The organism is Kineococcus sp. GCM10028916 (genome assembly GCF_042674865.1).
Lineage (GTDB): Bacteria > Actinomycetota > Actinomycetes > Actinomycetales > Kineococcaceae > Kineococcus.
The window spans coordinates 230,282-243,665 of sequence record NZ_JBHTFM010000016.1 but is presented as its reverse complement, the minus strand read 5'-3'; the positions used below and the strand labels follow the sequence as shown (position 1 = coordinate 243,665).

General features: G+C 73.8%; 14 protein-coding genes. 5 read left to right on the top strand and 9 right to left on the bottom strand.

Features of this window, described 5'->3' with window-relative positions:
• Positions 1-23: 23 nt before the first annotated feature.
• The gene (ilvA, locus tag ACFQ46_RS14980; RefSeq protein WP_380260185.1) at positions 24-1,349 is read right to left on the bottom strand and encodes a threonine ammonia-lyase IlvA; all 1,326 of its coding nucleotides are present in this window, start codon (positions 1,347-1,349) and stop codon (positions 24-26) included.
• A 215-nt stretch (positions 1,350-1,564) separates the two neighbouring features.
• Here ilvA and efeU point away from each other — a divergent pair, with 215 nt between their 5' ends.
• Genes efeU through efeB form a run of 3 tightly spaced genes read left to right on the top strand, consistent with a single transcriptional unit; the run spans position 1,565 to position 4,867 of the window.
• Positions 1,565-2,398 carry an iron uptake transporter permease EfeU gene (gene efeU / locus ACFQ46_RS14975; RefSeq protein WP_380260184.1) on the top strand — a complete coding sequence of 278 codons (834 nt, stop codon included), beginning with the start codon at positions 1,565-1,567 and terminating at the stop codon, positions 2,396-2,398.
• A gap of 35 nt (positions 2,399-2,433) precedes the next feature.
• The gene (gene efeO / locus ACFQ46_RS14970; protein WP_380260183.1) at positions 2,434-3,585 is read left to right on the top strand and encodes an iron uptake system protein EfeO; all 1,152 of its coding nucleotides are present in this window, start codon (positions 2,434-2,436) and stop codon (positions 3,583-3,585) included.
• Positions 3,586-3,595: 10 nt separating this feature from the next.
• Positions 3,596-4,867 (top strand): iron uptake transporter deferrochelatase/peroxidase subunit, encoded by a 1,272-nt coding sequence (gene efeB, locus ACFQ46_RS14965; protein ID WP_380260182.1) that lies wholly within the window; start codon positions 3,596-3,598, stop codon positions 4,865-4,867.
• Between the two features lie 153 nt (positions 4,868-5,020).
• On the opposite strand, the gene ACFQ46_RS14960 is transcribed toward efeB, so the two are convergent.
• Both ACFQ46_RS14960 and ACFQ46_RS14955 read right to left on the bottom strand, forming a co-directional pair.
• Positions 5,021-5,662, bottom strand: coding sequence for a hypothetical protein (locus ACFQ46_RS14960; RefSeq protein ID WP_328295525.1), 642 nt, complete (start codon positions 5,660-5,662; stop codon positions 5,021-5,023).
• A 101-nt stretch (positions 5,663-5,763) separates the two neighbouring features.
• A complete protein-coding gene (locus tag ACFQ46_RS14955) occupies positions 5,764-6,189 on the bottom strand; it encodes a hypothetical protein (protein WP_380260181.1) in 426 nt (141 codons plus the stop codon).
• Positions 6,190-6,420: 231 nt separating this feature from the next.
• On the opposite strand from ACFQ46_RS14955, the gene ACFQ46_RS14950 reads away from it, so the two are divergent.
• Entirely contained in the window at positions 6,421-6,927 is a 507-nt protein-coding gene (locus ACFQ46_RS14950) for a DUF3145 domain-containing protein (RefSeq protein WP_328295527.1), read from the top strand.
• Positions 6,928-7,015: 88 nt separating this feature from the next.
• On the opposite strand, the gene fabF is transcribed toward ACFQ46_RS14950, so the two are convergent.
• From fabF to ACFQ46_RS14925, 5 genes are all read right to left on the bottom strand, one after another.
• A complete protein-coding gene (gene fabF, locus ACFQ46_RS14945; protein WP_328295528.1) occupies positions 7,016-8,287 on the bottom strand; it encodes a beta-ketoacyl-ACP synthase II in 1,272 nt (423 codons plus the stop codon).
• Between the two features lie 91 nt (positions 8,288-8,378).
• Positions 8,379-8,624 (bottom strand): acyl carrier protein, encoded by a 246-nt coding sequence (locus ACFQ46_RS14940; RefSeq protein WP_012086932.1) that lies wholly within the window; start codon positions 8,622-8,624, stop codon positions 8,379-8,381.
• 85 nt (positions 8,625-8,709) lie between these two features.
• Positions 8,710-9,756, bottom strand: a complete 1,047-nt coding sequence (locus tag ACFQ46_RS14935; RefSeq protein ID WP_380260180.1) for a beta-ketoacyl-ACP synthase III — start codon at positions 9,754-9,756, stop codon at positions 8,710-8,712.
• Positions 9,753-10,718 carry an ACP S-malonyltransferase gene (locus ACFQ46_RS14930; protein ID WP_380260179.1) on the bottom strand — a complete coding sequence of 322 codons (966 nt, stop codon included), beginning with the start codon at positions 10,716-10,718 and terminating at the stop codon, positions 9,753-9,755. The genes ACFQ46_RS14935 and ACFQ46_RS14930 overlap by 4 nt, the downstream gene beginning before the upstream one ends.
• Before the next feature lie 155 nt (positions 10,719-10,873).
• Positions 10,874-12,085: a PucR family transcriptional regulator gene (locus tag ACFQ46_RS14925; RefSeq protein ID WP_380260178.1), complete on the bottom strand. Its 1,212-nt coding sequence runs from the start codon at positions 12,083-12,085 to the stop codon at positions 10,874-10,876.
• A gap of 159 nt (positions 12,086-12,244) precedes the next feature.
• Between ACFQ46_RS14925 and ACFQ46_RS14920 the strand changes: the two genes are divergently transcribed.
• On the top strand, positions 12,245-12,937 hold the full coding sequence (locus ACFQ46_RS14920) for a hypothetical protein (RefSeq protein ID WP_380260177.1): 693 nt from the start codon (positions 12,245-12,247) through the stop codon (positions 12,935-12,937).
• 1 nt (position 12,938) lies between these two features.
• Here the strand turns inward: ACFQ46_RS14920 and ACFQ46_RS14915 are convergent, their stop codons facing one another.
• A complete protein-coding gene (locus tag ACFQ46_RS14915; protein ID WP_380260176.1) occupies positions 12,939-13,376 on the bottom strand; it encodes a hypothetical protein in 438 nt (145 codons plus the stop codon).
• Positions 13,377-13,384: the final 8 nt, after the last annotated feature.

The following is a 13,384-nucleotide window of genomic DNA, read 5'->3' as shown; positions in this document are numbered from 1 at the left end:
CCTCGGCGGCGCGGTGAGGCGCCTCAGAGCAGGTAGCGGTAGAGCGGCTCGGCGGCGGAGATCCGTTCGAACGTCGGGGGAGCGGCCTCCATCCGGGCGAGCAGCCCGGGCAGGTCGTCCTTGCCGGGGATCTCGATCCCCACCAGGGCGGGCCCGAACTCGCGGTTGCTGCGCTTCACGTACTCGAACAGCGCGATGTCGTCGTCCGGCCCGAGGACCTCGTCGAGGAAGCGGCGCAGCGCACCGGGTTCCTGCGGGAACTCGACGAGGAAGTAGTGCTTGCGGCCCTCGTGCACCAGGGCGCGTTCGATGATCTCGGCGTAGCGGCTGATGTCGTTGTTGCCGCCGGACACGACGCAGACCACGCTCTGGCCGGGTTCGACGCGCACGGCCTCGGCCAGGGCGGCCGTCGCGAGCGCACCCGCGGGTTCGGCGATGATCCCGTCGGTCTGGTACATCGCGAGCATCTCGACGCAGATCGCCCCCTCGGGCACGGTGACGAGTTCCACCTCGTGACCGGCGACGACGGCGTGCGTGACGTCGCCGACGCGACGCACCGACGCGCCGTCGACGAAGGTGTCCAACGTGTCCAGGCGCACCGGGTGGCCCGCGGCGAGCGCCGCCGCCATCGACGGCGCCCCTTCGGGTTCCACGCCGACGATCCGCACCTGCGGGTGGCGTTCGCGGACCCAGGTCAGGACCCCGGCCAGCAGGCCGCCACCGCCGACGGGGACGACCAGGACGTCCGGGGGGTCCTCGTCGAACTCGGCGAGCTGCTCGAACACCTCGACCGCGACCGTCCCCTGCCCGGTCAGGGTACGGGGGTCGTCGAAGGCGGGGACGAGGGTTGCGCCGCTGCGTGCGGCGTCCTGCGTCGCGGCGGCCGCGGAGTCGTCGTAGGTGTCGCCGAGGACGATCGTCTCGACGAACTCCTGACCCAGCGCCGCGATGCGGTCGCGCTTCTGGCGGGGCGTGGTGCGGGGCACGTAGATGCGGCCCTGCACGCGCAGGGCCGCGCACGCGTAGGCCAGGCCCTGGGCGTGGTTGCCGGCGCTGGCGGTGACGACGCCCCGGGCCCGCTCGTCCTCGCTCAGCTGGGCGACGAGGTTGTAGGCCCCGCGCAGCTTGTAGGACCGCACGGCCTGCAGGTCCTCGCGCTTGACCCGGACGTGCGCGCCGAGGGCGGCCGACCACCGCGGGTTCGTCTCCAGCGGCGTGCGGGTGACGACCTGCGCCAGTCGCTGCGCCGCCTCCTCGACGTCCGCGGCCCTCGGCAGGCTGCCGGCCCTCGGCAGGCTGCCGGACGGGCTGGTGGAGGGCGCCGGGGGGCGGGCAGCGTCGAGCGACATGGGGTCGATCCTGCCCGTGCCTCCCCATCGAGAGCCAGCAGGGGTGTGGGACCGGGTCCCTCAACGCCGCCGTCCCCGCCATGTTCCTGCGCGCCCGTGTGATGTGGCGCACATCCGGGCCCCGAGGGAGTTCGGAGCGGGTGAGGCAGGCCTAGCATCGGCCAGGCTCACCTCACTTCGGTGGGTCCCCATCGTTCCGGCCGGAGGAGTTCCCAGTGCTCGCCACGTTCGTCATCGGACTGCGCGAAGGCCTCGAAGCCTCCCTCATCGTCGGGATCGTCGCCGCCTTCCTCGTCCAGCGCGGGCAGCGTCGTGCGCTGCGTTCCGTGTGGGCGGGGGTCGTGCTGGCCGTGCTCCTCTGCATCGGGGTCGCCGCCGCCCTGCAGGCCGCGACGCAGCAACTCCCGCAGCGCCAGCAGGAACAGCTCGAGACCGTCCTCGCCCTGGTCGCCGTCGCGATGGTCACCTACATGATCGTCTGGATGACCCGCCACGCCCGCTCCATGAGGTCCGACCTCGAGGCCTCCGCCTCGAGCGCCCTGGCCAAGGGCTCCGCGTGGGCGCTGGTCGCGATGGCCTTCCTCGCCGTCCTGCGCGAGGGGCTCGAGACCTCGGTCTTCCTGCTCGCCACCTACCAGGCGTCGGGCAGCAACGCCGAGGGTGCGGTCGGCGCCTCGCTCGGGATCCTGCTGGCCGTCGGTCTCGGCTACCTGATCTACCGCGGCGGCATCACGCTGGACCTCGCTCGCCTGTTCCGCGTCACGGGTGTCCTGCTCGTCCTCGTCGCCGCCGGGCTGGTCATGTCCGCCGCGCACACCGCCTACGAGGCGGGCTGGCTGCTGGCCGGACAGGCCCAGGCGCTGGACCTCTCCACCGTCGTGGAGCCCGGCACCGTCCGCGCGGCCCTCCTGATGGGCGTCCTCGGCTGGCAGCCCCGACCGACCGTCGCCGAGGTCATCGGCTGGCTGGTCTACCTGGTGCCCATGCTCGTCGTCGTCCTGTGGCCGCGGCGCTCGCGCCAGCCTGCCGCGCAACCCGTCTCCGTCTGACTCCCGCTCTCCCGCATCCCTGCGAAAGGTCTGTCGTGACCACGAAGCCCCGCCTGTTCCTCGCCCTCGCCGCGAGTCCCCTCCTGCTGCTGACCGCCTGCGGCGGGGGTTCCGAGGCGGCCTCCGGCGGGGCCTCCGGCGCCCCGGGCACCGTGAGGATCACCCTCACCGACGACGGCTGCACCGCGGAGCCGACCTCGGTGACGGCGGGGGCCAGGACCTTCGAGGTCGTCAACGAGGGCGCGAGCTCGGTGACCGAGGGGGAACTGGTGAACTCGGGCGGCCGGATCGTCGGTGAGCGGGAGAACCTGACCCCCGGGCTGAAGGGGACGTTCTCGCTGACGCTCGACGCCGGCGACTACACCGTCCAGTGCCCGAACGCCGCCACCGAGTCCTCGAAGTTCACCGTCACAGGGGCCGCCGCGTCGGCGTCGGGCACCGCGGACCCGCTCTTCGCAGCCGCCACCCAGGGCTACCAGGACTACGTCAAGGCCCAGGTCGCCGACCTCGTCACCGCGACCTCGGCCTTCACCGCGGCGGTGCAGGCCGGCGACGTCGAGAAGGCCAAGTCCCTCTACGGCCCGGCGCGCGTGCCCTACGAGCGCATCGAACCCGTCGCCGAGAGCTTCGGCGACCTCGACCCGCTCATCGACGCGCGCATCGCCGACGTCGAGGACCCGAGCACCTGGGGCGGTTTCCACCGCATCGAGCAGGCCCTCTGGGTCGACGGCACGACGGCGGGCATGACCCCCGTGGCCCAGGAGCTCGACGCGAACGTGGCGAAGCTCGCCGAGCTCGTGCAGACGACGACCTACCAGCCGGCCGACCTCGCCAACGGGGCCAGCGGGCTGCTCGACGAGGTCGCCAAGTCCAAGGTGACGGGCGAGGAGGAGGCCTACTCCCACCTCGACCTGCTCGACTTCGCAGCCAACGTCGACGGCGCCCGCAAGGCCTTCGACCTGCTGACCCCGGCGCTGCAGGTCACCGACCCCGACCTGGTGACGACCCTCACCACCCAGTTCGACACCGTCACCGGCGCGTTGGCGCCCTACCAGCAGGGCGACACCTACGCCCTCTACACGACGTTGACCCAGGACCAGGTCCGCGAGCTCGCGACCGACGTCGACGCGCTGGCCGAGCCGCTGTCCACGGTGTCCGGCAAGGTCGTCGGCGCTGCGGACCAGTGAGGACGAACCCGTGAACGCAGCTCGTCCCAGCCGTCGCGGCGTCCTCACGGGCGCCGCGGTCGTCGGAGCCGCCGGGGTCGGTGTCGGCGTCAGCGCCCTCGCCGGGCGGGACACGGCGACCACCACGGCCACGGCGGCCGCGGCTGCCTCGACGGTCGCCTTCCACGGCGCCCGGCAGGCCGGCATCGTCACCCCCGCCCAGGAATCCCTGGTGTTCGCGGCGCTCGACGTCACGAGCCGCAACCCCGCCGACCTCGCCGACGTCCTGCAGCGCTGGAGCGAGGCCACCGCGACCATGACGACCGGTGTCCCGGTCGGCGGCCCGGGCGGCCTCGGAGGCGCTCCGGGGGAACCGCCCCAGGACACCGGTGAGGCCCACGAACTGCCGGCCGCGAACCTCACCGTGACCCTCGGCTACGGGCCCTCGTTGTTCGACGAGCGCTTCGGTCTGGCCGAGCGCCGCCCCGCGAACCTCGAGGAGCTCCCCGCGCTGCCGGGGGAGCAGCTCGACCCGACCAAGTGCGGCGGCGACCTCTGCCTGCAGGCCTGCGCGGACGACCCGCAGGTCGCCTTCCACGCGATCCGCAACCTCGTGCGCATCGGGCGCGGCGTCGTCACCGTGCGCTGGATGCAGCTGGGCTTCGGGCGCACCTCGACGACGTCGAGCACGCAGGCGACACCGCGCAACCTCATGGGCTTCAAGGACGGCACCGCCAACCTGCGAGCCGAGGACACCGCCGACCTCGACCGCTTCGTCTGGGTCGGGGGCGAGGGGTCGCCCGCCGTCGACCAGGAGTGGATGCGGGGCGGGACCTACCTGGTCGCCCGCCGCATCCGGATGCTCATCGAGAGCTGGGACCGGGCCTCGCTGCGCGAGCAGGAACGCGTCATCGGCCGGGCCAAGGTCTCCGGGGCGCCGCTGTCAGGCACGGGGGAGTTCGACGCGCTCGACCTGGCGAAGACCTCGGCCACCGGGAAGCCGGCCATCGACGTCGCCGCGCACGTGCGCCTGGCGGCGCCGGAGACCAACGGGGGGATGCGGATGCTGCGCCGCGGCTACTCCTACACCGACGGCCTCGACCTGGCGACGGGACAGCTCGACGCGGGCCTGTTCTTCATCGTCTTCGGCAACGACCCCGCGTCGCAGTTCGTCGCGGTCCAGCGCAAGCTCGGCGCGAAGGACGCGCTCACGGAGTACCTCAAGCACACCGGCTCGGCGATCTTCGCGTGCCCGCCCGGGATCTCCGCGGGGGGCTCGTGGGGCGAGGGGCTCTTCACCTGACCCCGGTGTTCACGAAGGTGCGCCGGACCGGGAAGCGCCTCACGGCGCACGGCCGCTCGTAGCGGCTTCAAATTGGGACCCGGGGCTACCGCGGCCCGACGCACTCCCATTGTAACGAGCCCTCGGCGATGCGCCCAGCCCAGACGCCGCGAGTCAGCCCAGATCTCCGTGTCGCCACCGGCCGGCGGCGTGCTCGAGCTGCTCCGCGGTGCGGACGAGGCGGGCCGCGGAGTGGGTCAGCGCGCTCGCGGCGTCCTCCGCCGCGGGGGCGTCGGCGTCGTGGGCCCGGCCGACGGCGAGGATCCGGCAGAAGGCCGCGGCCCGTTCGAGGGTGACGGCGAAGTCGCCCTCCGCCACCCCGGTGAGGACGGCGTCGACCATGGCCGAGACCTCGGCGGGTCCTGGCGGGTCGGCGACCCCGGCGACGACCTCCAGGACGGGGGCGTGCCGGCGGCCCTCGGCGTACTGACGGGAGACGGCGACGGGCTGGCGCTGAACCCACGTCCGCAGGACGTACAGCCGCCACAGCGCGCCCGCGAGGGTGTCCGCGGGGGCGTCGGCCCACAGGTCGGCGATGACCTCGAGGCCCTCGTCCTGCGCGAGCCGGACGACGCGACGGGTGACCTCGGAGTCCTGGGCGGAGCGGGCCCCGTGGACGAGTGCGCTGGCCGCGGCGTGGGCGGCCTCCTGGACGGCGGAGGGGTCGACCCCGCCGGCCATGGAGACGATGGCGTCGTCGCCGGGCAGGGCGGGACGGTGGTGGTGACGGCGCGGGGGCTGTGCGGGATCGGGCACGCGACGATGGTGCCACCGTTCTCGCGAGCAACGACTCGTGGGGGACTTCCCACCTCTTCCGAGCCTGGGAAGGGTGGAACGTCTCCCAGCAGTGGGGAGGGTCAGCCCCGGAAGGGGGGCGGGGGAGCGGCGAGGGTGGCGCGGGGGCAGTCCTGCAGGCGCAGGCCGCCGTGTCCGAGTGCCTCGTCGCACAGCGACTCCACGCTCCAGCCGAGCTGGCTGCCGAAGAGGGTGACGGTCACGCGGTAGATCGTGATCTCGTACTTGGTGGGGGTGCCGTAGGCGACGTGGATGCGCCCGATCAGCTCGGCGCCCGCGGCGTTCTCCGTGCCGTTCCAGGGGCGGTCGTAGCGGCTCCAGAGCGAGGGGCCGGCCTGCCAGACGCCACCGTTCTGCACGTCGCGCAGCGCGAGCTCGACGAGAACGGACCGGGCCGCCTCCTCGGGCACGATCGCAGCCGGGCGGATGACCTCGGAGATCTCCCCGGTGGCGGCCCTGGTCGTGGGCTGGGTGAGCTGGTCGTCCACGTGGGGTCCCCCTGGTCTGGTGCTGCCTCGCTGGTCCAGAGGGTTCATCGGCAGCCCGGGGGTGGTTCCTGAGAGTCCGGCGGGGCGGTGGTGCCACCGGTGTCCGGTGAGGCATGATGGCGGTAACGGAGCAGCACACCGTGTAGTCAGAGCATCACCGCTAGTCGTTCGCTGCGTGTCGTGAGGTCGTTGGGGAAGACGTCCCTCACACCGACGCAGAAGGAGAACGGCATGTCCGGTGCGACGACCCGCGGCGTGCTCTTCGTGCACTCCGCACCGCGAGCGCTGACCCCGCACATCGAGTGGGCAGCCGGCGGTGTTCTCGGTGTGCGCGCGTCCTTCGACTGGACGGGCCAGCCGGTCGCTTCCGGCTGCCTGCGTGCGGAGTACTCCTGGCAGGCGCCGCAGGGCAGCGGGGCACTGCTCGCCTCCGCTCTGCGCGGTTGGTCGCACCTGCGCTTCGAGGTCACCGAGGAACCGTCCCAGGGCTGCGACGGCGGTCGCTGGAGCCACACCCCCGCGCTGGGGATCTTCCACGCCGTCACCGACGTGCACGGCAACGTCCAGGTACCCGAGGACCGCGTCCGGGCCGCGATGGACCTCATGGCCGAGGGGAACGCCGACGCCGCCCGTCGTGCGCTGGCGCTGGCCGTCGGCGAGGCCTGGGACTGCGAGCTCGAGGCGTTCCGCCACGCGGGTGACGACACCCCCGTGCGCTGGCTGCACCAGGTCGGCTGACCTCCCCCCAACGACTTCTGGGGACTTCTCCACCCTTCCCGCGCTCGGGAAGGGTGGAGAAGTCCCCAGAAGTTGGTGGGGCAGGGCCTCAGGGGGTCGCGAAGACGGCGCTCACGTTGTGGCCGCCGAAGCCGAACGCGTTGTTGAGGCCGACGAGGCGCCCCTCCGCCGGCAACGGACGGGACTCCTTGCGGACGACGTCGAGGGTGATCGCGGGGTCGAGGTCGTCGACGTTGATCGTCGGGGGCGCCATCCGGTCGCGGAGCGCGAGGATCGTGAAGATGCTCTCCACCGCGCCGGCCGCACCGAGGAGGTGACCGGTCATCGACTTCGTCGCCGAGACCGCGATGCCGTCCACGGCGTCACCGAAGGCCAGGCGCAGGCCCTTGTCCTCGGCCACGTCGCCGACCGGGGTCGACGTCGCGTGCGCGTTCACGTGCACGATGTCGGCTGGGGTCAGGTCGGCCTGGCGCAGCGCGTCGAGCATGGCCCGGCTGATCCCCGCACCCTCGGGTTCGGGGGCGGCCACGTGGTACGCATCGGCCGAGAGCCCTGCGCCGAGCACCTCGGCGTGGATGCGTGCCCCCCGGGCCTTCGCGTGCTCCTCGGACTCCAGGATCAGGATCCCGGCCCCCTCCCCGAGCACGAACCCGTCACGGGCGGAGTCGAAGGGGCGGGAGGCGCGTTCGGGGTCCTCGTTGCGTTTGGACATCGCGTGCATCGAGGTGAACGACGCGATCGGCAGCGGGTGGATGGCGGCCTCGGTGCCACCGCAGATCACCATGTCGGCGCGGCCGGTGCGGATCATGTCGGCGCCGTAGGCGATGGCCTCGGCACCGGACGCGCAGGCGCTGACCGGGGTGTGCGCCCCGGCCCGGGCGGTGAACTCGATGCTGATCGCCGCCGTCGGGCCGTTGGCCATCAGCATCGGGACGGTGAGGGGGAGGACGCGGCGGGCGCCCTTCTCCTTGAGGGTGTCGTAGGCCGTCAGCAGGGTCCAGATGCCACCGATGCCGGTAGCGACGACCGAGCCCAGGCGCAGCGGGTCCACCTCGGGGGAGCCGGCGTCGGCCCACGCCTCCCGGGCGGCGATCACGGCGAACTGCTGGGACGGGTCGAGCCGCTTGATCTCGCGGCGTTCGAGGATCGAGTCGGCGCGCACCGCCGCCTGGGCGGCGAAGGTCACGGGGAGCTCGAACTCCTCGATCCACGGGTCGGTGATCGAGCGGGCGCCGGAACGGCCGGCGAGCGCGGCCTCCCAGCTGGTGCGGACGTCGCCGCCGAGCGGAGTCGTGGCGCCCAGCCCGGTGACGACGACGCGGCGCGACGAACTCGTCCTGTTCGTGGTCGTCGAGGTCATGATCGGTCAGCTCCTCCTGAAGCCCTGCGGCGAACTGTGGTGTGGGGCGGGGTGGCCGGCCCGCGGGAGCGGGCCGGCCGGTGGGTGGTGCTCAGCCCTGGGCCTGCGAGATGTAGGCGACGGCGTCGCCCACGGTGCGCAGGTTCTTGACGTCCTCGTCGGGGATGCGGACGGAGAACTTCTCCTCGGCGTTCACGACGATCGTCATCATCGACAGCGAGTCGATGTCGAGGTCGTCCGTGAAGGACTTGTCCGCGAGGACGCTGTCGGTGGGCAGGCCCGTCTCCTCGTTCACGATCTCGGCGAGACCGCTGAGGATCTCCTGCTCACTGGCCATGCGTTGCTCCTCCATCTGGTCGGCGACCTGGTGGTCACCGGTAACGACCTGACCACGGGGTTCGTGGCCAGGAGACGACATCCGACTACGGGAGCCGGACGACCTGGGCGGCGTAGGACAGGCCCGCGCCGTAGCCGATGAGCAGGGCCAGCCCACCGGAGGGCGCGTCACCGTCGGCGACCGCGCGCTCCATCGCGAGCGGCACCGAGGCGGCGGAGGTGTTGCCCATGTCGACGATGTCGCGGGCCACGTGGACGCTCTCCGGCAGCTTCAACTGCTTGACCATCGCGTCGATGATCCGCGCGTTGGCCTGGTGCGGGACGAACACGTCGATGTCCTCGGCGCTCACGCCGGCGGCGTCCATCGCGGCCTGCGCCACGGGGGCCATCTGCCACACGGCCCAGCGGAAGACCGACTGGCCCTGCTGCTCCAGGAACGGCCAGTGCTCGACCTCGCCGACCGTCCCGGGCTCCTCCGCGGCCAGCGCGGCGTCCGCGGACTGGCCCGCACGCAGCTCCAGCCAGGAGAACTTGGACTTGATGAGGTCGGCCTGACCGCCGTCGGAGCCCCAGATCGTGGGCCCGATGCCGGGTTCGGTGGAGGCGCCGACGACGACGGCACCCGCGCCGTCGGCGAAGAGGAACGCCGTCGAGCGGTCGTGCTGGTCGGTGAAGTCGGAGAGCTTCTCGGCCCCGATCACGAGGACGTTGCGGGCGGTGCCGCCGCGGACGAGGTCGCTCGCGAGGGCGACGCCGTGGCAGAACCCCGCGCAGCCCGCGGAGATGTCGAACGCGGCCGCCGGGGTCGCCCCCAGGCGGTGGGCCACGACGGCCGCGGCCGCGGGGGTCTGGAAGGGGTAGGAGACCGTCGCGAGGATGACCGCGTCGACGTCGGAACCACTGAGACCGGCGGCGGCCAGGGCCTTCGCGCCCGCGTCCTCGCTCATGTCGACGACGGAGACGTCGGGGGCCGCCCAGCGACGGGTCTTGATGCCGGTGCGCTGCTGGATCCACTCGTCGGAGGAGTCGATCCAGGTGCACACCTCCGCGTTGTCGATGACCCGGGGCGGGCGGTGGGCGCCGACCCCGAGGATGCGTGCCTCGCGGGTGGGTGCAGCGGTCAGTGCGGTCACAGGGTGGCCTCCGAGGTCGTCACGGTCGCGGCCAGGCCACCGTGGTCGGTGATCATGGTGCGGGCCTTGTCCAGGTCGTCCGGCGTCTTGAGCGCCAGGACGTCCACGCCCTTCAGTGTGCGCTTGGCCAGGTTCGTGAGTGTGCCCGCCGGGGGCACCTCGATCAAACCGGTCACCCCGAGCCGGGCGAACGCCTCGGTCACCAGGTCCCAGCGGACGGGGCGGCTGACCTGCGCCACGAGCCGCTGGAGGAAGGCCTGACCGTCGGTCACGAGCTCCCCGTCGGCGTTGGCGGCGATCGGCACGCTCGCCGTCCCGGGATCGATCCCCGCGGCCAGCGCGGCCAGCGCGCCGACGGCGGGGGCCATGTGCTCGGTGTGGAAGGCGCCCGCGACCTGCAGCGGGACGACCCGCGTCTTGGCCGGGGGGTCCGCCGCGAACGCGGCCAGCGCCTCGAGGGTGCCGGCGGCGACGGTCTGCCCGCCGCCGTTGGCGTTGGCGGGGGTGAGTCCGTGCTCCTGCAGCGCCGCGGCGACCTCGGCGGGGTCCCCGCCCAGGACGGCGCTCATCCCGGTGGGGCGGACGGCGGCGGCGGCGGCCATCCCGCGACCGCGCTCGCGGACCAGGACGAGGGCCTGCTCGGGGGTGAGCGCACCGGTCGCGGCGGCGGCGGTGAGTTCACCGACGGAGTGGCCCGCGACGACCCCGGCCGTGGCGGCGAGGTCGGCGGGGGAGGTGACGAGTTCGCGCAGCCCCAGCAGGCCGGCGGCGACGATGAGCGGCTGGGCGACGGCGGTGTCGCGCAGCGTCTCGGCGTCGGAGACCGTGCCGTGGGCGAGCAGGTCGTCGCCGACGACGGCGGAGGCCCAGTTCAGCCGGTCCGCGACCCCCGGCAGTTCGAGCCAGGGGGCGAGGAAGCCGGGCGACTGCGAACCCTGGCCGGGGAAGACGAAGACGAGCACCGTGACAGCCTGCCCGGTGCGGGGCCTCGGACACGGTCACGACGCGAACCGACTTTGCGGGCCCGCCTTGTAGGGATCCTCCAAGGAGGGGGCTGGAGACCACCCGCAGGGGTGAACGGTGCGTCACCAAGTCGGGACGCTGCGTGGGGAACGGTTCAGCGACCGAGCGGTGGGCCCTCTGCCCGCCCACCCGGCCCGGCCTGCGACAACCGGCCCAACGCCAGAGCCGTCTGCAGGACGAAGCGCTCCCGCGGGGCCGACGGCGTCCAGCCGCAGACCTCGGCGACCCGTCGCAGCCGGTAGCGGACCGTGTTGGCGTGGACGAACAGCGAGCGTGCGCAGGCCTCCAACGACCCGCCGTGGGCGAGGTAGGCCGTCAACGTCTCCAGCAGGGCCCCGCCGGCCTCTTCGAGGGGGACGTAGGCGCGGTCCACCAGGGCGCGTCTCGCCGTCGCGTCCCCGCTGAGGGCGCGTTCGGGGAGCAGGTCGTCGGCCAGCACCGGCCGGGGTGCTTCCGGCCACGCGCGGGCCGCGACGACACCCGCGAGCGCCGCGCGGGCCGAGCGCGCGGCGACCGGCAAGGTCGCGACGGTGGGCCCGACGACGACCGGACCGGGCCCGAACTCGCTGCGCGCCAGCTGCTCCGCCGTCGCCTGCACGTCCAGTCCGCCGGTGAGGACGACGACCAGGCGGTCACCCTGCACACCGACGAGCGCCTCGCCGCCCGCCGCGCGGGCCAGCGTCCGGATCCGGGCCACCGCGCCGGCGGAGGTCTCGCCGGAGGGACCGATGACCACGGTCGTCGACTCGTCGAGGCTCCAGCCCAGCGCCGCCGCGCGGGAGGCGATGGTGTCCTCGCCGTCGCCGCGCAGCACCGCGTCGACGACCAGCGCCTCCAGCCGCGCGTCCCACGCGCCGCGGGCCTCCGCGGCCCGGGCGTAGACGGCGGCCGCGGCGAAGGCGACCTCGCGGGAGTAGCGCAGCAGGGCCTGGCGGGCGATGACCTGCTCCGCCGGGTGACCGTCGCCGACCACCGCGTCCAGTCCTTCCTCGACGACCGTGATCGCCGTCCGGACGAGCTCCACGGTCTGCTGCAACGTCACCGAGCGCATCAGCTCCCGCGGTGCCGTCCCGAAGACCGCGATCCCGGCCAGGACGTCGGGCTCGGGTTCGGAGAGCCACCGCAGGAAGTCGCCGAACCCGGCCTGGGCGACCAACCCGACCCAGGACCGCTCGTCCGCGGGCAGCGCCGCGTACCAGGGGTGGGCGGAGTCCATCCGGGCCGCGATCGCGGAGGCGAAGGATCCCTGGGCCGCCTCCAGGCGTCGGACCGTCGGCGGGGACAGTTCGGACCGGACGGTGGACACGCACGCGAGCGTAGGGCGTGACGGGCCCACCCCCGGTGTCGAGCGCGGGTGCCGGTCCGCGCAGGGGGCCGGGTTCCCCCGCCTGGGCTAGGGTCAGCCCGGGTGACCCGCCCGACGACCTCCGGGGACGTTCCCCGGGGGGTCCACGGAAGGGGACGCATGGGACTGCTCGACAGGTGGCGCACGCCGCGCCCCGCAACCGTTCCCGATGCCCGCCCGCCCGGCCGCCGTCCCCGTCGACGCGCGAAGCAGGCCGAGGCGGTCCTGGGCGAGGCCCAGCTGCGCGACGTGCTGCGTGAGGACCCCAACGACGAACGGGCCTTCGCCACCCTCGCCGAACTCGTCCGCACCCGCGCCGCACTGGCCCACGAGGAACTGAGCGGACGGGAGTCGCAGGACGCCACCCCCGACCCCGCCGAGGTGCAGCGAGCCGCGGACAACGCGGTGTGGGCCCTCGCGGAGGAACTCGCCCAGAGCCCCAGGGCGTGGCGACCGCTGCTGGTGCTCGGGCGGCTCTCGCTGACCGACGACCGGGACGCGGCCCTGCGTCGGCTCGGGATCGCGGCCGACCGCGACACCAGCGGCCGGGCCCTGGCCGCGGCGCTCGCCGGCCTGCGCGAGGCCGGGATGAACGACGAGGCCCTGAGCCTCGGGGTCGGGCACTGGCGCCCGCGCGACCACGACCTCGAGGCGGGCCGTCACCTGGTGGCGGCCGCGATCGACGCCGGTCGCCTCGCCGAGGCGCGGCGTCACCTCAAGGCGCTCGCCGACCACCCGGACACCGGTCGTGTCGTGCAGCTGCGCACCGAGCTCGAGGACGCCCTGGCCCGCGCGGACCGCGCGCGCCGCTGAGTCACCACCGGGGCCGCGGGTAGGGGGCCAGGCACCACCGCACGGTGGCGACGGCGGCCACCGCGGCCAGGGACACCGCGGCGACGGCGCCCGCGAGGCCCAGGTCGGCCGGCAGCGGATCGCCCGCCAGCACCGCGAGGACACCCGAGGCCAGCACGGGGGGCACGAGGGCGCTGCGCTGCACCGTCCCCCACGCCACGCGGTGGTGCACGAGGTGCACCACCAGGGCGGTCACGGACTGGGTCAGCACGCCGGTGAAGAGCCCGACCACCACGCCGAGGTAGACGTAGACCTCGGTCCAGGGGCCACCCGCCGTCCCCGAACCGAGGACGGCGCCGGTCGCGCCCCCGATGAGCGCGCCGGCGCCGAGTCCGACCAGCAGCAACCGCCCGAGGACGGTGATCCCCACCTCCTCGGGCAGCAGCTGCCGGCTGCTCATCGCGTGGT

Bases quoted from the DNA above. Each gene is read 5' to 3' on its own strand.
- ACFQ46_RS14915 (WP_380260176.1), bottom strand. From the start codon at position 13,376: ATGAGCAGCCGGCAGCTGCTGCCCGAGGAGGTGGGGATCACCGTCCTC.
- ilvA (WP_380260185.1), bottom strand. From the start codon at position 1,349: ATGTCGCTCGACGCTGCCCGCCCCCCGGCGCCCTCCACCAGCCCGTCC.
- ACFQ46_RS14920 (WP_380260177.1), top strand. From the start codon at position 12,245: ATGGGACTGCTCGACAGGTGGCGCACGCCGCGCCCCGCAACCGTTCCC.
- ACFQ46_RS14940 (WP_012086932.1), bottom strand. From the start codon at position 8,624: ATGGCCAGTGAGCAGGAGATCCTCAGCGGTCTCGCCGAGATCGTGAAC.
- ACFQ46_RS14950 (WP_328295527.1), top strand. From the start codon at position 6,421: ATGTCCGGTGCGACGACCCGCGGCGTGCTCTTCGTGCACTCCGCACCG.
- fabF (WP_328295528.1), bottom strand. From the start codon at position 8,287: ATGACCTCGACGACCACGAACAGGACGAGTTCGTCGCGCCGCGTCGTC.